The 16,133-nt window shown below is 67.5% G+C and carries 20 protein-coding genes; 11 read left to right on the top strand and 9 right to left on the bottom strand.

Annotated features, from left to right (window positions below):
* Positions 1-59 precede the first annotated feature (59 nt).
* The gene (locus QMZ25_RS15235) at positions 60-1,703 is read left to right on the top strand and encodes a Na+/H+ antiporter (protein WP_053520275.1); all 1,644 of its coding nucleotides are present in this window, start codon (positions 60-62) and stop codon (positions 1,701-1,703) included.
* Between the two features lie 62 nt (positions 1,704-1,765).
* Here QMZ25_RS15235 and QMZ25_RS15240 read toward each other — a convergent pair whose 3' ends face one another.
* The gene (locus tag QMZ25_RS15240) at positions 1,766-2,014 is read right to left on the bottom strand and encodes a DUF3297 family protein (RefSeq protein WP_053520274.1); all 249 of its coding nucleotides are present in this window, start codon (positions 2,012-2,014) and stop codon (positions 1,766-1,768) included.
* A gap of 89 nt (positions 2,015-2,103) precedes the next feature.
* Between QMZ25_RS15240 and QMZ25_RS15245 the strand changes: the two genes are divergently transcribed.
* Positions 2,104-2,646: a hypothetical protein gene (locus QMZ25_RS15245; RefSeq protein ID WP_053520273.1), complete on the top strand. Its 543-nt coding sequence runs from the start codon at positions 2,104-2,106 to the stop codon at positions 2,644-2,646.
* Positions 2,647-2,692: 46 nt separating this feature from the next.
* Here the strand turns inward: QMZ25_RS15245 and QMZ25_RS15250 are convergent, their stop codons facing one another.
* The 5 genes from QMZ25_RS15250 to msrB all read right to left on the bottom strand — a co-directional run bounded on the left by QMZ25_RS15250 (position 2,693) and on the right by msrB (position 5,962).
* A complete protein-coding gene (locus QMZ25_RS15250; protein WP_111186594.1) occupies positions 2,693-2,968 on the bottom strand; it encodes a DUF4031 domain-containing protein in 276 nt (91 codons plus the stop codon).
* Between the two features lie 13 nt (positions 2,969-2,981).
* Positions 2,982-3,479 carry a hypothetical protein gene (locus tag QMZ25_RS15255; protein ID WP_053518232.1) on the bottom strand — a complete coding sequence of 166 codons (498 nt, stop codon included), beginning with the start codon at positions 3,477-3,479 and terminating at the stop codon, positions 2,982-2,984.
* Between the two features lie 126 nt (positions 3,480-3,605).
* A complete protein-coding gene (gene motB / locus QMZ25_RS15260; protein WP_283219886.1) occupies positions 3,606-4,544 on the bottom strand; it encodes a flagellar motor protein MotB in 939 nt (312 codons plus the stop codon).
* Positions 4,545-4,547: 3 nt separating this feature from the next.
* Positions 4,548-5,402 (bottom strand): flagellar motor stator protein MotA, encoded by an 855-nt coding sequence (motA, locus tag QMZ25_RS15265; protein WP_053518236.1) that lies wholly within the window; start codon positions 5,400-5,402, stop codon positions 4,548-4,550.
* A 92-nt stretch (positions 5,403-5,494) separates the two neighbouring features.
* Positions 5,495-5,962: a peptide-methionine (R)-S-oxide reductase MsrB gene (gene msrB / locus QMZ25_RS15270; RefSeq protein ID WP_053518238.1), complete on the bottom strand. Its 468-nt coding sequence runs from the start codon at positions 5,960-5,962 to the stop codon at positions 5,495-5,497.
* Between the two features lie 140 nt (positions 5,963-6,102).
* On the opposite strand from msrB, the gene QMZ25_RS15275 reads away from it, so the two are divergent.
* Both QMZ25_RS15275 and QMZ25_RS15280 read left to right on the top strand, forming a co-directional pair.
* Positions 6,103-6,477 carry a hypothetical protein gene (locus QMZ25_RS15275; RefSeq protein ID WP_053518240.1) on the top strand — a complete coding sequence of 125 codons (375 nt, stop codon included), beginning with the start codon at positions 6,103-6,105 and terminating at the stop codon, positions 6,475-6,477.
* A 140-nt stretch (positions 6,478-6,617) separates the two neighbouring features.
* Positions 6,618-6,806 carry a lana protein gene (locus QMZ25_RS15280; RefSeq protein WP_128988036.1) on the top strand — a complete coding sequence of 63 codons (189 nt, stop codon included), beginning with the start codon at positions 6,618-6,620 and terminating at the stop codon, positions 6,804-6,806.
* 45 nt (positions 6,807-6,851) lie between these two features.
* Here QMZ25_RS15280 and QMZ25_RS15285 read toward each other — a convergent pair whose 3' ends face one another.
* Positions 6,852-7,331 carry a winged helix-turn-helix transcriptional regulator gene (locus QMZ25_RS15285; protein ID WP_053518243.1) on the bottom strand — a complete coding sequence of 160 codons (480 nt, stop codon included), beginning with the start codon at positions 7,329-7,331 and terminating at the stop codon, positions 6,852-6,854.
* Between the two features lie 149 nt (positions 7,332-7,480).
* Here QMZ25_RS15285 and QMZ25_RS15290 point away from each other — a divergent pair, with 149 nt between their 5' ends.
* Positions 7,481-8,785: a D-amino acid dehydrogenase gene (locus QMZ25_RS15290; RefSeq protein ID WP_053518245.1), complete on the top strand. Its 1,305-nt coding sequence runs from the start codon at positions 7,481-7,483 to the stop codon at positions 8,783-8,785.
* Positions 8,764-9,834 carry an alanine racemase gene (gene alr / locus QMZ25_RS15295; RefSeq protein WP_283219887.1) on the top strand — a complete coding sequence of 357 codons (1,071 nt, stop codon included), beginning with the start codon at positions 8,764-8,766 and terminating at the stop codon, positions 9,832-9,834. Before QMZ25_RS15290 ends, alr begins: the two co-directional genes overlap by 22 nt.
* A gap of 104 nt (positions 9,835-9,938) precedes the next feature.
* Here alr and QMZ25_RS15300 read toward each other — a convergent pair whose 3' ends face one another.
* Positions 9,939-10,505, bottom strand: a complete 567-nt coding sequence (locus QMZ25_RS15300) for a DUF3016 domain-containing protein (protein ID WP_053518248.1) — start codon at positions 10,503-10,505, stop codon at positions 9,939-9,941.
* 248 nt (positions 10,506-10,753) lie between these two features.
* Here QMZ25_RS15300 and QMZ25_RS15305 point away from each other — a divergent pair, with 248 nt between their 5' ends.
* Together QMZ25_RS15305 and QMZ25_RS15310 are read left to right on the top strand one after the other, a co-directional pair.
* On the top strand, positions 10,754-12,739 hold the full coding sequence (locus tag QMZ25_RS15305) for an ATP-binding protein (protein ID WP_065175384.1): 1,986 nt from the start codon (positions 10,754-10,756) through the stop codon (positions 12,737-12,739).
* Between the two features lie 44 nt (positions 12,740-12,783).
* The gene (locus QMZ25_RS15310; protein ID WP_053518253.1) at positions 12,784-13,077 is read left to right on the top strand and encodes a DUF3247 family protein; all 294 of its coding nucleotides are present in this window, start codon (positions 12,784-12,786) and stop codon (positions 13,075-13,077) included.
* A 73-nt stretch (positions 13,078-13,150) separates the two neighbouring features.
* Here the strand turns inward: QMZ25_RS15310 and QMZ25_RS15315 are convergent, their stop codons facing one another.
* Entirely contained in the window at positions 13,151-13,414 is a 264-nt protein-coding gene (locus QMZ25_RS15315) for a hypothetical protein (RefSeq protein WP_053518254.1), read from the bottom strand.
* Between the two features lie 159 nt (positions 13,415-13,573).
* On the opposite strand from QMZ25_RS15315, the gene QMZ25_RS15320 reads away from it, so the two are divergent.
* The 3 genes from QMZ25_RS15320 to QMZ25_RS15330 are packed head-to-tail and all read left to right on the top strand — an operon-like array spanning position 13,574 to position 16,022.
* Positions 13,574-14,638 (top strand): class I SAM-dependent methyltransferase, encoded by a 1,065-nt coding sequence (locus QMZ25_RS15320; RefSeq protein WP_180875793.1) that lies wholly within the window; start codon positions 13,574-13,576, stop codon positions 14,636-14,638.
* On the top strand, positions 14,635-15,336 hold the full coding sequence (locus QMZ25_RS15325; RefSeq protein WP_065175382.1) for a pseudouridine synthase: 702 nt from the start codon (positions 14,635-14,637) through the stop codon (positions 15,334-15,336). The genes QMZ25_RS15320 and QMZ25_RS15325 overlap by 4 nt, the downstream gene beginning before the upstream one ends.
* Positions 15,333-16,022 (top strand): HAD family phosphatase, encoded by a 690-nt coding sequence (locus QMZ25_RS15330; protein ID WP_128990511.1) that lies wholly within the window; start codon positions 15,333-15,335, stop codon positions 16,020-16,022. Before QMZ25_RS15325 ends, QMZ25_RS15330 begins: the two co-directional genes overlap by 4 nt.
* The last annotated feature ends 111 nt before the right edge of the window (positions 16,023-16,133 follow it).

Below are 16,133 nucleotides of genomic sequence, written 5' to 3' on the forward strand. Positions count from 1 at the left end.
TTTTTCCGGGTTTCCGGCGCTGGCTTCATGCCCCCCGCGCGCCGCTTCCTGGAAGAAGCATGCATACCATTGAAGTCGTGCTGGCGATGCTGGTGGCGGTCGTCGCCAGCGGATACCTCGTCCGCGTCCTGCCGTTCTCACTGCCGCTGCCACTGGTGCAGATCGGTCTGGGCGCGGTCATTGCGGGCGTGTTCAACCGCGGCCATGCGCTGGAGCCGGAAGTGTTCTTCCTGCTGTTCCTGCCGCCCCTGCTGTTCCTTGACGGCTGGCGCATCCCCAAGCAGGGCCTGTTCCGCGACAAGGGCGCGATTCTCGAGCTGGCGTTCGGCCTGGTGGTGTTCACCGTCATCGGCGCCGGCCTGCTGATCCACTGGATGATCCCGGTGATGCCGCTGGCGGTGTGCTTCGCGCTGGCGGCGATTGTTTCGCCGACCGATCCGGTGGCCGTTGGAGCGATCGCCTCCAAGGCCCCCATTCCCAAGCGGCTGATGCACATCCTCGAGGGCGAATCACTGCTCAACGACGCCTCCGGTCTGGTCTGCTTCCGCTTCGCGGTGGCGGCGGTGATGACCGGTACCTTCTCGCTGGCCACCGCTTCGCTGACCTTCCTGTGGGTGGCGGTGGCGGGCCTGGCGGTGGGCGTGGCGGTGACGCTGGGCGTGTCGACCTTCCAGCGTTGGTTGTGGCGCCGTTTCGGTGAAGAGCCGGGTGCGGCGATGCTGGTCAACCTGCTGATCCCGTTCGCGGCCTACCTGCTGGCCGAAGAGATCAATGCCTCGGGCATCCTCGCGGCGGTCGCGGCCGGCATCTCGATGAGCTACGTGGAAATGACCGGCCGTGTTTCCGGCAGCATGCGCGTGCAGCGCGCGGGCGTGTGGAACATGCTGCAGTTCAGCTTCAACGGCATCATGTTCGTGCTGCTGGGCGAGCAGTTGCCGGGCATCGTCGAGCGTGCAACCACCACGATGAACGAGACCGGTCACCAGAGCGCATGGTGGCTGTTGGTGTACGTGCTGGTGATCAATGCCAGCCTGATCGCCCTGCGCCTGCTGTGGGTGTGGCTGTCACTGCGCTGGAATCTGCTGCGTGCGCGTCGGCGTGGCCTGGAGCGGGGCGAGGCGCCGAACTGGCGCATCGTGGTGGCCACCTCGGTGGCGGGCGTGCGCGGTGCGATCACCCTGGCCGGCGTGCTGACGCTGCCACTGTTCCTGCCCGATGGCAGCCCGTTCCCCGCACGCGACCTGGTGATCTTCCTGGCTGCAGCGGTGATCCTGTTCTCGCTGGTCGGCGCCAGCGTGGCGCTGCCGCAGCTGCTGAAGGGCCTGCAGTTGCCGGCCGACTCCGGTGAGCGCAAGGAAGAGGATCTGGCCCGCCGGTTGTCCTCGAAGGCGGCGCTGGCCGGGGTGGAGCGCAAGCGGCAGCAGCTGGTGCTGAACCAGAACACCGAGAACGTGCAGTTGTACAACGACGCGGCCTCGCGGGTCAGCCTGCTGTATCAGCGGCACCTGGATCGCGAGAACCCGGACGTGGATCCGGAGAAGGTGAAGCGGATGGAGGAGGGCTATCGCCAGTTGCGCAGCGCCGGCCTCACTGCCGAGCGCGAGGAACTGTTCCGCCTCACCCGGCGCGGCGTGATCTCCGACGAGATCTCGAGGCGCCTGATCCGCAACCTGGATCTGCTGGAGTCGCGCAAGCGCGAGTGACCGGCCCTGTGCATCGGGGTCGGATCCCTTTCCCGCGGAAAGGGATCTGACCCCGGGCTCCGTCAGGCCGGCTTCTGGTCGAGGAAGTAGGCCTCGACCTTGCCTTTGACCTTGATCGTCATCGGGTTGCCGCGACGGTCACGGGCTTTGCCGGCCTGCACGCGGATCCAGCCTTCGCTGACCGAGTATTCCTCGACGTTGTCGCGCTCGACGTCGTTGAAGCGCACGCCGACGCCGCGCTCCAGCGCCTGCGCATCATGGAAGGGGCTGGCCGGATTGATCGCCAGGTGGTCGGGAGGGGTATCGCTCATCGCATCATTCACAGTGACGGCCACCAAGGCCGGCTTCAGCGATACAGGATAAACCGTAGAATGCCGGCCTGCCCCGAGGAGTTCCCGCCATGCCCGACAACAGCGACTACTTCGACTTCGAGGAGGACGTCCATGATTTCGACGAGGATGGCTTCGAAGCGCGGGTCTGGAACCTGCTGGTACTGATCAACCCGGGCGACGAGGAACTGGCGCTGCAGCAGTTCAACCGCTGGCGCGAGCTGCTGGCCGAAGCCGGCGAACCGCTGGAGGCAGACGCCGATTGGCTGCCGCCACTGCTGTCCGCGATCGGTTGGCAATCCGGCTTCGAGGTGGAGCGGGATGACCTGGAAACGCTGATATCGGCGGTGAACGAGCTGTCCGCGCGCTTCAACCTGCAGCTTGACTGGGGCGGCGACCTGGACGATGAGGATTTCACCGAAGACCTGGATGGCGTGCAGCTGATGTCCACCGCCTTCGACCGCCTGCGCGAGCACAACTACACGCTGTGGAGCGTGGATGCCGGCAGCGCGGGTTTCACCGGCTGGATGGCACTGACCCGTGACGACGACGCCATGCTGGCGCTGTGCTCGCTGCTGAACGTGGAAATCCGCCTGGGCAGCGACCCGTTCTGAGCGTCATCCCGGTTCGCCGGGCCATGCCCGGCGGAGGCGCTGCGGCCTACGGCCGGTACTGCGCCCGCGCGTTGGCGATCACCGCTTTCACCTGTGCGCGGTCGGTGTGCCGTGAAATCGCCACGGCACCCAGTGCGATCGCCTGTGCGCGCAGCTCGGTGGTGACGTCGTAGTGCGCGCCGCTGGCCTTGTTCTGGAAGGCCCGGCGGGGGATGCCGAGCTGCGCCGCCATGGCGTGCAGCTCGGCCAGGGTGTCGGCCATCAGATGCGCCCAGCGCTGGTCGCGCCAGGCATGCACTGCGTCATCAACGTAGACCGTCACCGCCGCGGCCGGATCAGGCCTGCGGCTTGCCGTCGGCGTCGGCGGCCGGAGCAGCCTCGGCGTCAGCGGTACCTTCGGCAGCGCTGGCTTCTTCGGCCACATCGCCTTCAGCGGTTTCGCCCTCAGCTTCCACGCCTTCGAACTCGGCGACCAGCGCGTCCAGGTACTCGTCGGCGGTCTGGCCCGCTTCGGCGGCCAGGGTATCCAGCAGCTTCTGCAGCAGTTCGGAATACTCCAGGCTGACCTTGCGGCCTTCCTTCTCCTGCACGTTGGCCAGGTGCTTGAGCATGGCCAGCATCGGCACCGGGTTCTCGGCATTGCCCATGGTCTGACCGCCGATGGCCAGCAGCCACTCGCGACCCTGCAGGCCGATGGCGGCGACCACCTGGCCGTCCTCGCTGGTCAGCACGGCGTGGTTCTGCACCTGCTGCTGGGCGTTCAGACGGAGGAACGGGCGCTTGGCCTGCTGCTTCTTGCGCTGGTCGCGCTTGGCCTTGGAAGACTTGGACATCGGGGGTGTCACCTGAAAACGGAAAGACCCCCATTGTACCGGGTGCGCCGGGCCATGCCCCTGGTGGGTGCGGACCTTGGTCCGCATGCTTTCCCGGATGTGCGGACCAAGGTCCGCACCCACCGTCTACTTTGCCTCACCCTGCGCCGCCTGTACGTCCGCGTCGATGGCCGGCGCCGACAGACCCACCTGTGGACCGGCGCCGGCCAGCGCGGCCTGCTCGGCGGCGCGGGTCATCACCACGATGCTGATGCGGCGGTTGATCGGGTTCTGCGGGTCTGCCCGGTCGAACAGCACCGAGGAGGACAGGCCGACCACGCGGGTGATCTTGCTGTCCTCCAGTCCGCCATCGATCAGGGCGCGGCGGGCCGCATTGGCGCGGTCGGCGCTCAGTTCCCAGTTGCCGTAGCCGCGGGCGGCGGTGTAGGCGGTGATGTCGGTGTGGCCGGTCAGGCTGATCCGGTTCGGCACGTGGTTCAGGTACTCGGCCAGCTCATGCAGGATCTGCTGCGTGTAGGGCTTGAGCGTGGCACTGCCGAGGTCGAACATGGGCCGGTTCTGCTTGTCCACGATCTGGATGCGCAGGCCTTCCGGGGTCAGGTCCAGCAGCAACTGGTCCTTGAACGGCTCCAGCGCCTGGCTGCGGCTGATCGCTTCCTGCAGTTCCTTCATCAGCTGTTCCAGCTGCTGCTTGTCGCGCTGCTGCTGGTCCACCGGGTGCGGCACGGCTTCCTGCTGGTTCTGGAAGGGATCGTTGCTGCTGCCACGCGAGATGTCGGTGGCGCCGCCGAGCTTGATCATCGACGTGCTGGCACCGCCGGGCCCGGCCATGCCCGGGGCCGGCGTGGCGCTCTGGCCACTGAGCGGGCTGGGGTTGCGGAAATACTCGGAAATGGCCGCACGATCGTTCTTGCTGGTGGTGGCCATCAGCCACAGCACCAGGAAGAAGGCCATCATCGCGGTCACGAAGTCGGCATAGGCCACCTTCCACGAGCCGCCATGGTGGGCGGCATGGCCGGCCTTCCTGACCTTGCGGACGATGACGGTGGGTTTGCTCTCGGCCATGGCTTACTTGACCGTCTTCAGGTGCTGCTCGAAATCGGAGAAGGCCGGGCGCACGTTCGACGGCAACGTCTTGCGGGCGAATTCCAGCGCGATCTTCGGGTTGTAACCGCGCAGGCAGGCCAGCAGTGCGGTCTTCACCGATTCGTAGATGCGGCTGTCCTGCTCGGCACGTGCTTCCATCGCCGCTGCCATCGGGCCGACGAACCCGTAACCGAGCAGGATGCCCAGGAAGGTGCCGACCAGCGCGCCGGCGACATGGCCGCCGACCTCGACGATGTCGCCGCCGATCGAGCCCATGGTGATGACGATGCCCAGCACCGCCGCGACGATGCCGAAACCGGGCAATCCGTCGGCCACCTTGGTCAGCACCTGCGACGGGGCCATCGCTTCGGCGTGGTGCTTTTCCAGCTCCAGTTCGAGCAGCGGCTCCAGTTCATGCGGCTCGATGTTGCTGCCGATCATCAGGCGCAGGCAGTCGGTGATGAAATCGATCAGGTGGTGGTCGGCCTGCACCTTCGGATAGTTGCCGAACACGGCGCTCTCGGCCGGGCGTTCGACATGGTCCTCCAGCGCCATGAAGCCTTCCCGGCGCGCCTTGTTGAGCAGTTCGTAGAGCAGGCTGAGGACGTCGATGTAGTCCTGCTGCTTGTAGCGCGGGCCCTTGAACACGCCGACGATGGCCTGCAGCGTCTGCTTGACCGTCTTGGCCGGGGTGCCGACCAGGAACGCACCCAGCGCGGCACCGCCGATGATGACCAGTTCGTAGGGCTGCCAGAGAGCCCCCAGGCGGCCGTGGGCACCGAGGTAGCCCCCGATCACGCTGATGATGACGACCAGGAATCCAACGATGATGAGCATGGGGCAACGCAGGGAGGGGGGATATCTCCTTGTCGGCCCACCCTGCGGATTTCTGAAGAGGGAATTCTGTGAAACCGGTCGGCGGGGTTATCTCAGCCCGCCACGCCGCTTTCCGCACCGCCACGCTGCAACGGGTTGGGCCAGGCCTCGCCGTTGCCGGCAAACGAAAGTGAGACGGAGTTCAGGCAGTGGCGCTCATGGGTGGGCGGCGGCCCGTCAGGGAACACGTGGCCGAGGTGGCTGCCACAGCGGGCGCAGGTGATCTCGGTGCGGATCATGCCGTGGCTGGTATCGCGGATCTCACGCACGTGTGCCGCGTCGTAGGGGGCGAAGAAGCTCGGCCAACCGGTGCCGGAATCGAACTTGGTGCTGGAGCGGAACAGGGGCAGCCCACACAGCCGGCAGCAGTAGACACCCTCACGCTTGTTGTCCAGGAACACGCCACAGAACGGTGCTTCGGTGCCGTGCTGCAGCAGCACGCGGCGTTCTTCGCTGCTGAGGCCGGCGACCAGGGTGTCGGTCTGGGAGGCGGTAGGGGGCGTCAGGTCGAAGGCACTCATGCTGGCTCTCCGTGGGGTCGATGGCCTGGGGATGCCTGCAGACGTGGGGGTGTGACCGCCGTCTTGCAAGTGTGAGCTGCGTTCATGGGCGGCACACGGGCGCGGGCGCATGGTGGGGAGGATTCCTGCTGGAGCGTGCCATGAAGACCCTTTCCGTCTGGGTGCTGTCGGCTCTGCTGCCCCTGTCGGCACAGGCCCAGGTGCCCACCACATCGCCGACCACCACCCGCAGCACCACCACCGTGGCGCCAGCGCCGGTGACGCCGCCCCCACAGCCGGCAAGACCGCAGCCGCAGGTCCTGCCGTCACCGCAGCCGACGCAGCCGATCAAGTCCACCGGCCCGGCGCAGGTGGTGCCGACGCCGGCGCCGAAGCTGCCGGACAAGGTCTATGACCGCAACGGGCGCATCGTTCCCGGCGTCAAGCCGGTCGGCCCGAACCGTGTGTTCGACTCCCGTACCGGCCGTTATTACGACAGTGTGCCGGCCGGCAGTGGCCAGCAGGTCAAGCCATAGGGCAGGCCGCTACCGCCCGCGGCGGGCGGTGACCGCGCCGGCTGAACGCCTGAAAACACACTGCTGCCGCTCACGGCTTTTTCGCCTGTGATTAACCGCCGCAGGACCACCGTGGCCCTGCGCCGGCATCCCGCCGTCGCATGTCCTTCGTCCTTTGGATCGCGATCATGAAGAACCCGCAGAACCGTCATCCCGGCAAGGAAGCGCAGAGCCATAAGCCGCAACAGCAGCAACAGCAGCAGATGGACCCGCAGCGGCCGCAGAAGGGCGGCAAGCAGCAGGAAACACGCCAGCAGCAGGGCTCGATGAAGCACCCGCAGCAGCGCTGACGCCCCTGGAACAGGGCCGGAACCCGCAGCGCGGGCTCTGGCCCTTCATTCCGGAATCGGCAGGCTGAGCGTCTCCTTGACCTCTTCCATGACGATGTAGCTCTTCGATTCGCGCACGTGCGGCAGGGTCAACAGGGTGCTGCCCAGCAGTTTGCGGTAGGAGGCCATCTCGCTGATCCGCGCCTTCAGCAGGTAGTCGAAGTCGCCGGACACCAGATGGCACTCGAGCACGTTCGGCAGCTTCAGCGCCGCACGCCGGAACTCCTCGAAGATGTCGCCGGACTTGTAGGCCAGGCTGATCTCCACGAACACCAGCAGGCTGGCTTTCAGCGCCGTGGGATCCAGGTGAGCGTGATAGCCGGTGATCACGCCCTCGCGCTCCAGCCGGCGCACGCGCTCGGTGCACGGGGTGGTCGACAGGCCCACGCGCTCGCCCAGCTCGGTAAAGGAAATGCGGCCTTCGGCCTGGAGGATGCGCAGGATCCTGCGGTCGATCTTGTCCAGTTCACGGGGGCGGGCGGCCATAGGCGTCAACCTGGGGAAGTGAATCACGGGGAAACATCTTGCCCGCAGCGTGAAAAACAGGCAAATCGCCTATGAATGGAAGAATATACTTCCCCGATTATGGCCCTGTCGTGCTCAAACGCAGGGAATGATCGGGTTGGAGAATTTCCATGCGAGTCCTAGTTCTCGGCAGCGGCGTGATCGGCACCACCAGTGCCTGGTACCTGCGACAGGCCGGGTTTGATGTCACGGTCGTCGACCGCCAGCCCGGCCCCGCGCTGGAGACCAGTTTCGCCAATGCCGGCCAGCTGTCATTCGGCTACACCTCGCCCTGGGCCGCGCCCGGCGTGCCGAAGAAGGCGATCGGCTGGCTGTTCGAGAAGCATGCGCCGCTGGCGATCCGTCCCGGCATGGATCTGGCCCAGTACCGCTGGCTGTGGCAGATGCTGCGCAACTGCACCCACGAGCGCTATGCGATCAACAAGGCGCGCATGGTGCGCATGTCCGAGTACAGCCGCGATTGCCTGAACGAGCTGCGCGCGCAGATCGGCATCGAGTTCGAGGGGCGCGACCTGGGGACCACCCAGCTGTTCCGCACCCAGCAGCAGCTGGATGCCTCGGCACAGGACATCGAGATCCTGGCCCGCTATGGCGTGCCGTACGAAGTGCTGGATCGCGCCGGCATCATCGCCGCGGAACCGGCGCTGGCGCACGTTGATGGCCTGGTCGGTGCGCTGCGCCTGCCGCGTGACCAGACCGGCGACTGCCAGCTGTTCACCCGCCGCCTGGCGCAGATGTGCACCGATGCCGGTGTCGAGTTCCGCTTCGACCAGGACATCAGCGCCATCGAGTCGGATGGAGAGCGCATCACCGGCGTGCGCATCGCCGGCAAGCTGGAGACTGCCGACCGCTATGTGGTCGCGCTGGGCAGTTACTCGCCGGCGCTGGTCGCGCCGCTGGGCATGCGCCTGCCGGTGTACCCGCTGAAGGGGTATTCGTTGACCCTGCCGATCACCGATCCGGCCATGGCGCCGACCTCGACCATCCTCGATGAGAGCTACAAGGTTGCTGTAACCCGCTTCGACAACCGCATCCGTGTCGGTGGCATGGCCGAAGTGGCCGGTTTCGACCTGTCGCTGTCACCGCGTCGCCGCGAGACCCTGGAGCTGGTGGTTCGTGACCTGTACCCGAAGGGCGGGGACCTGTCGCGCGCGCAGTTCTGGACCGGCCTGCGCCCGGCCACGCCGGATGGCACGCCGGTGATCGGCGCCACGCCCTTCCGCAACCTGTATCTCAACACCGGTCACGGCACACTGGGCTGGACCATGGCGTGTGGTTCAGGTCGCTACCTGGCCGACCTGATGAGTGCACGCCAGCCACAGATCAGCACTGAAGGCCTGGACATCTTCCGCTACGGCCAGTTCGGCCATGCCCCGCAACACGAGAGCCGCACATGCGTCCTGCCCGCGCGCTGATCGATCTGCACGCGCTGCGCAGCAACTACCGGCTCGCCCGCGAGCTGGGGGGCGGCAAGGCGCTGGCGATCATCAAGGCTGATGCCTATGGCCATGGCGCCGTGCGCTGCGCGCAGGCCCTGGAAGACGAGGCCGACGGCTTCGGGGTGGCGACCATCGAAGAGGCGCTGGAGCTGCGCAAGGCCGGTATCCGCGCGCCCATCCTGCTGTTGGAAGGCATTTTCGAAGCCAGTGAGATGGCGCTGGTGGCCGAGCATTCGCTGTGGTTCTCGGTCGGCTCGCCGTGGCAGCTGGAAGCGCTGGCTGCCTTCGACAGCCCGCATCCGTTGACGGTCTGGCTGAAGCTGGACAGCGGCATGCATCGCTTGGGTCTGGACGTGGAGACCTTCCGCGCCGCACACGCGCGCCTGCAGACGATGCCGCAGGTGGAGCGGATCGTGCTGATGACCCATCTGGCGCGTGCCGATGAACTGGACAGCGAACGTACCCACGAGCAGGCCGCCACCTTCGCACGTGCAATCGAGGGCCTGCAGGGTGAGACCAGCGTGTGCAATTCGCCGGCCCTGCTTGGGTGGCCCGACGTGCGCAGCGACTGGGTGCGCCCGGGGCTGATGCTGTACGGCGCCAACCCGATGCCGGACGACACGGATCTGACCGCGCGGCTGCGCCCGGTGATGACCATGCAGTCCAAGGTGATTGCCGAGCGCTGGATCGAAGCCGGTGAGCCGGTGGGATATGGCGCGCGCTTCGTGGCCAAGGCGCGTACACGCGTGGGCGTGGTGGCCCTGGGCTATGCCGACGGCTATCCCCAGTTCGCGCCGAACGGCACCCCGGTACTGATCGACGGCCAGCCTGGCGTGCTGATCGGTCGGGTTTCGATGGACATGCTGACGGTGGACCTGACCGCACATGCACAGGCCGGCGTTGGCAGCGTGGTGGAACTGTGGGGGCAGGCCCCGACGCTTTCGGAACTGGCGCCACGTTGCGGGGTGAGCGCCTACCAGCTGCCCTGCGCGGTCAAGCGGGTCGCCCGCGTCTACCGCGATTGATGCGCCGCCGGGCATGGCCCGGCGCTACCGGATGTCCAAAGCGCCATGCCCGGCGGGTGTCGGAAATGCACAGGTAGCGCCGGGCCATGCCCGGCGGGTGCCGGTCAACGCGCGGCGGTGGCCTGGGCGGTCAACTGCCGCTTCACCCAGTCATCGATCAGCCGCTTCTCGTAGCGCAGCGGATCGCTGTCGCTGCGCAGGCCGAGGGTGTGCAGGTAGCCGGTATCGGTCAGCTTGGCCTCGCCCTCGTCGACGATGCGGCCGCTGGCGTCCTTCAGCGTGTACTGCAGGGTGATGCGCGGCGGATAGATGTCGCGCATCACGCGGATGTCATTGGCGCGCGGGCCATGCCACGGTTCGTAGTCGCCCGCGCGCTTGATGTCGACCAGCGTGATGTCCAACGTCTGCCCGGCCTGCAGCGGCTTGGCGGCGCTGGTCTGCAGGTAGCGCGCCAGCTGCTGCACCCAGTCGCCGCGTTCGGCCTCGAAGCGGTTGTGGCTCTGGCGGATCTCGGTGAATGTCGCCGGATCGTTCCACTGCACGTTGACCGGGCCGTCGGCCTGCAGCGTGCGCGGCGCATCCGGGCTGGTGACGGTGCGCGGCGCGGCGTTCGCAGCACCCGCGGCAAGGGCCGCGGCCAGCAGCAGGGTGGCGGACAGAGAGCGGTTCATGGCGGTCTCCTGCGTCCCCGGAATGGGGGCGGATGTTGATCTCGCATCGAGTGTGATCCTGCCGGCGGGGCCCAGCAATGGCCGAATGCGTCAACAGCGTCGGCGGTTGCCGCCAATTCATGGTCGTCAACCATGACTGACGGCGCTTGACGCTGTGAATACGTCCTTTGGAAGATGCTGTGCCTCCATCCGGTACGCCCCAGACGCCCTTGTCCACACTGCCGCCCCTCGCGGAGCGCCCGCCCTTGATGGTTCCGGCGCCCGAACCCGACCTGCATCGCGGTGTGCTTGAACGCATCAACGCCGGCTTTTGTGTGATCCAGGTCATGTTCGACGCCGATCGCGCAGTGGATTACCGCTTCCTTGAGGTGAATGACGCTTTCGAGCGCCACACCGGTCTCAAGGACGCCCGCGGCAAGTGCATGAGCGCGCTGGAACCGAACCACGAGAGCGACTGGTACCGCATCTACGGCGAGGTGGCGCGCAGCGGACGGCCGGCGCAGTTCGAGATGGAAGCGCGGGCGCTGGGGCGCTCGTTCGCGGTGGACGCGGTCCGTGTGGGCCGCCCCGGCGAGGACAAGGTCGGCATCCTGTTCTTCGACATCACCGCACGCAAGCAGATGGAGCTGGAGCTGGGCGAGAGCGAGGCCCGGTTCAGCGCGTTGGCCGATGGCCTGCCGATGCCGGTCTGGGTGCTGGATGAGCGCGGACATGCGCGCTTCGTCAACAGCGCCTTCAGTGAGTTCTTTGGTGGCGACGAGACGCGTGTGCCGGAGGATGTCTGGCGCGGCCTGGTGCATCCGGATGATGCGTCGGTGTTCGAGTACGAACTGCAGGAAGCGTTGAAGGCGCAACGCTCCATGCATGCCCTCGTCCGCGCACGGCGTGCGGACGGACAGTGGCGATGGCTGGAAATGAACGCGCGTCCGCGATTCTCGCGGATGGGTCGATTCATCGGCCTGGCCGGTAGCAGTCCGGACGTGACCGAGCGCCGCGAGATCGAACTGGCCCGTGAAGAGCTGCTGCAGTCCGAGCGCGCCGCACGCAGTGCCGCCGAGAACATGGCGCGCCTGAAGGATGAATTCCTGGCGACCCTGTCGCACGAACTGCGCACGCCGCTGACCACCATCCTTGGCTGGAGCGAGCTGTTGCTGCAGCGTGTCGACAACACCAGCCCGCTGTACAAGGGGCTGGGCGTGATCGCCAACAGCGCCGGTGCACAGAAGCGGCTGATCTCGGACATGCTCGACCTCAGCAGCATGCTGCTGGGCAAGGTGCAGCTGGAAGTGGAAGTACTGGACCTGCGCGAACTGCTGGGCGAGGCGATCGGCGCGCAGGAGCTGGTGGCCGAGGGTAAGGCACTGGACGTGCAGTTGCGGCTGCCTGAGCAGCCCAGCCTGGTGCTGGGGGATGCGACGCGGTTGCAGCAGGTGTTCTGGAACCTGTTGTCGAACGCCATCAAGTTCACGCCGGCCGAGGGCCGCATCGAGATGCAGCTGCGGGCCGACGGCAAGCACTGGGAGATCACCGTGCGCGATACCGGTGATGGTATTGCTCCGGAGTTCCTCAATCATCTGTTCAGCCGCTTCCGGCAGGCCGACGGCACCACCACCCGCCGCCATGGTGGGCTCGGCCTGGGCCTGGCGATCGTGCAGCAGCTGGTCGAGCTTCACGGCGGCACGGTCACTGCGGCCAGCGAAGGCCATGGCCACGGTGCCACGTTCACCGTACGCCTGCCGCAGCATCTGCCCGATGCCGAGCGGCGGCCGCTGCGCGAGGTGATCAGCGGGCCGATTCTGGAGCCGGTGGTCGTCGAGCCCTATCCGCTGCGGGGCATGCACGTACTGGCCGTGGAAGACCAGCCGGAAGTGCTGGAGTACCTGCGGCGCATGCTGGAAGAGCAGGGCGCGACGGTGTCAGCTGCCAGTTCGGCCGGCGAAGCGTTGGCGCTGCTGGCCGATGCCGGCCACCTGCAGTACCACGTGATGCTGACCGACATCGGCATGCCGGGTATGGATGGTTATGGGTTGGTGCGCACCCTGCGCGAAGACATGGGCGTGGATGCGGCGACCCTGCCGGCGGTGGCCGTGACCGCGCTGGCGCGTGCGGATGACCGTCGGCGCGCGCTGGCCTCGGGCTTCCAGGAGCATGTGGCCAAGCCGTACTCGGTGGCCCAGCTGGTGGCTGCGGTGCGCAAGGTGCAGGTGCCGCGCGCCGACAGCGCGCTGCACTGAGCATTCACGGTGGATCGGCGACCCTGCACGCAGGAGGTTCTCCGATGTCCCGTATTGCTCCACGCATCCATACCGACCCGGCCCAGATCGCGCGCCTAGAGGCCCTGCTGCCGCAGCTCGACGGCGAAACGCAGGTCGAACTGACCCTGCTTGATGGCCGCCGCCTGCTGGGCACGGTCGCCGTGCGCCCAACGGTGCAGCAGTACCGCAACGACGCCGGCGATGAAGGCAGCAACGGCCAGCTGCGCCTGGACGACTACGACACGCCGGTGCAGCAGCATCACGTCTGGCTCGACGAGATCGCCAGCATCCGCCAGCTGCCACCCAGAACGACGTGATCCGGCAGGGGGCCGGGCTCACGCCCGGCTGCGGTCCGCACGCCCGGGCCTGGGCTCGGGCGCGACAGGCACGTCAGTGCTCGAACACCGTCGGCGTTGCCTCGAACCGCCGGGCATAGGCGCGCTCCTCCGCCACCCGCGCCACCTCGTCGTCGGCCAGGTCCGGTGCGCCGTATACCGCGTATGCCACGCTGCCATCGGCGCCGTGGCCGACCTGGTGCAGCCGGTAGCGTGAATGTCCACCGCCGGTGTCCTCGGGGTAGTGCACGGGAGGATGGCTGCCTTCCAGGTCCATTTCGCTGTTGTCGACCACGCCACCGACGAACAAGGCACGCATGCGGATTCTCCTGCTGGAAGTCTCGGGGGACCTCTACCCTGAAGGGTCCGATGTTGCTGGGGCATCAATGCCCCGTTGAAGTTTCGCAAAGTGGCCTGCCGGGCCGGACCGCGCGAGCCGGTACAATGGACGGCCCTCACGCTTCAAGTAACCGCGCCGATGGCCGCCAGCGACGACGCCCCCCTGCAGACCCTGTTCCTGCCGTTCTCCCAGGGCGCGCTGCGCTGGCCGGACGGGCCGGTCGCGTTCCTGCGTGCCCGCGACGGCTGGCCACTGCGTGAACAGGCCGGCGGGCGCGAGGTGCACTGCGAGCAGAGTTTTGCGCCGTTCGCGCAGCCCCTGCAGCAGGCCGCCGGCTGGACCGTCAGCGGCCAGCTTGACGATGTCGCGGGCCGGGGCCGCTACCCGCTGGTGCTGGTGCTGCCGCCGCGCCAGCGCGAGGAGGCCCGCGCGCTGTTCGCCCGTGCCCTGGCATTGGCCGCAGAAGGGGGCCGCATCGTCGCCTGCCAGTCCAACAACGAGGGCGCGCGCTCCGGCGAAGGCGACCTCAAGCAGCTGGCCGGCCTCGGCGGCAGCCTGACCAAGAACCATTGCCGGGTGTACTGGACCCCGCCACTGCAGGGCCAGCACGATGCCGACCTGGCCAAGCGCTGGAGCGCGCTGGATGCGGTGCGGCCGATCGTGGGTGGCCGCTTCCTCAGCCGCCCGGGCGTGTTCGCCTGGGACCGCATCGACCCGGCTTCGGCGCTGCTGGCCGAGCACCTTCCGGCCGATCTGGCCGGACGCGCGGCCGACCTCGGGGCCGGCTATGGCTACCTGTCGCGCGAGCTGCTGGAGCGTTGCCCGAAGATCACCGCGCTGGATCTGTACGAAGCCGAGCAGCGGGCCCTGGCACTGGCCGAGCTGAATCTTGCACCACCGCCGCGCCCGCTGCCGCTGCGCTTCCTGTGGCGGGACGTCACCGCCGGCATCGAGCCGGGGTACGACGTCATCATCAGCAATCCGCCGTTCCATACCCCGTCGCGCGCGGACCGGCCGGATATCGGCCAGCGCTTCATCGCCGTGGCGGCGCAGGCGCTGCGCCCGGGTGGTCGCCTGTATGTGGTGGCCAACCGCCACCTGCCGTACGAACACACGCTCAACGACAGCTTCGGCGCGGTGCGCGTGGTCGCCGAGCGTGACGGGTTCAAGCTGGTCGAAGCGGTAAAGGGGAAGGGCCGATGAAGCTGGTCAAGCACATCGCCAACCTGGGCTATGGCAGCCGCAAGCAGGTGCAGTGGATGTTCCGCGAAGGCCGTATCACCGATGCCGACGGCGAGGTGCTGTATGCCGACGACCAGGTGCCGCACGAGGCCGTGCGGGTCGACGGCGAGCCGCTGGATCCGCCGCCGGGGTTGTCGATCGCGCTGCACAAGCCGGCCGGCTACACCTGCTCGACCAAGGACACCGGCCGCCTGATCTACGATCTGCTGCCGCCGCGTTTCCGCGACCGCGACCCGGTGCTGTCCACGGTCGGCCGGCTGGACCGCGACACCAGCGGCCTGCTGCTGTTGACCGATGATGGCGGCCTGCTGCACCGGATCATCTCGCCGAAGTCGAAACTGCCCAAGGTCTACGAGGTGGAGCTGGCCCAAGACCTGCGCGGCGACGAAGTGGCCCTGTTCGCCAGCGGCACGCTGATGCTGGAGTCGGAGAAGACCGCCCTGCTGCCGGCTGAACTGGAGGTGCTGGGTCCACGCAAGGCGCGCCTGGTACTGCATGAAGGCCGCTACCATCAGGTGCGCCGCATGTTCGCCGCTACCGGCAACCATGTGCAGGCACTGCACCGCAGCCGCGTCGGTGGCCTGGACCTGGAGGGGCTGGCCGAGGGGCAATGGCGGCTGCTGACCTCCACCGACCTGGATACGCTGTTCGCTCCATGACTGTCATCGCTGCGCTGCCGTTTCTTCCCGACGCCGTCATCTTCGACATGGACGGCCTGATGATCGACAGCGAGCGGGTGTCCATCGCCTGCTGGTGTGAGGCTGCCGAAGCGTTCGGCCTGCCGCTGGATGCATCCTTCTTCGTGCGCATGGTCGGCCTTGGCGATCGCGACAGCCAATCGCTGCTGCGCCAGCAGGGCGTGGAGGACAGTGTGATCGAGGCGATGGCGCTGCGCTGCCATGATCTGTATGAGCAACGCACGCAGACCGGCCTGCCTCTGCGGCCGGGCATCCTGGAGCTGCTGGAACTGCTGAAGGCGCATGCGATTCCGCGTGCGGTGGCGACCACCACGCGTCAGCCGCGGGCCAACCGCAAGCTGGGCGCTGCCGGTCTGCTGCCGTACTTCGATGCAGTGATCACCAGTGGCGACGTGGCGCGGCCGAAGCCGGCGCCGGACATCTACCTGCTGGCCGCACAGCGGCTGGGGCAGGCGCCGGAGCGCTGCCTGGCGCTGGAGGACTCACCTGCGGGGACCCGTGCGGCGTTGGCCGCAGGCATGACCGTGATCCAGGTGCCGGACCTGGTGCATCCCGATGAGGAACTGCGCGCGCTCGGTCATCGCATCGTCGGCTCGCTGCGCGACGCGCACGCCCTGCTGCTGCCGCTGCTGCCGCGCTTGGCGTAGGCGCGCGCTGCCTTTGCGCCGGGCATGGCCCGGCGCTACCAGAATCGGCCATTGCATCGTCGGCTCGCTGCGCGACGCGCACGCCCTGCTGCTGCCTTTGCGCCGGGCATG

It is taken from the genome of Stenotrophomonas sp. RS-48 (genome assembly GCF_030053245.1).
GTDB lineage: Bacteria > Pseudomonadota > Gammaproteobacteria > Xanthomonadales > Xanthomonadaceae > Stenotrophomonas > Stenotrophomonas maltophilia_P.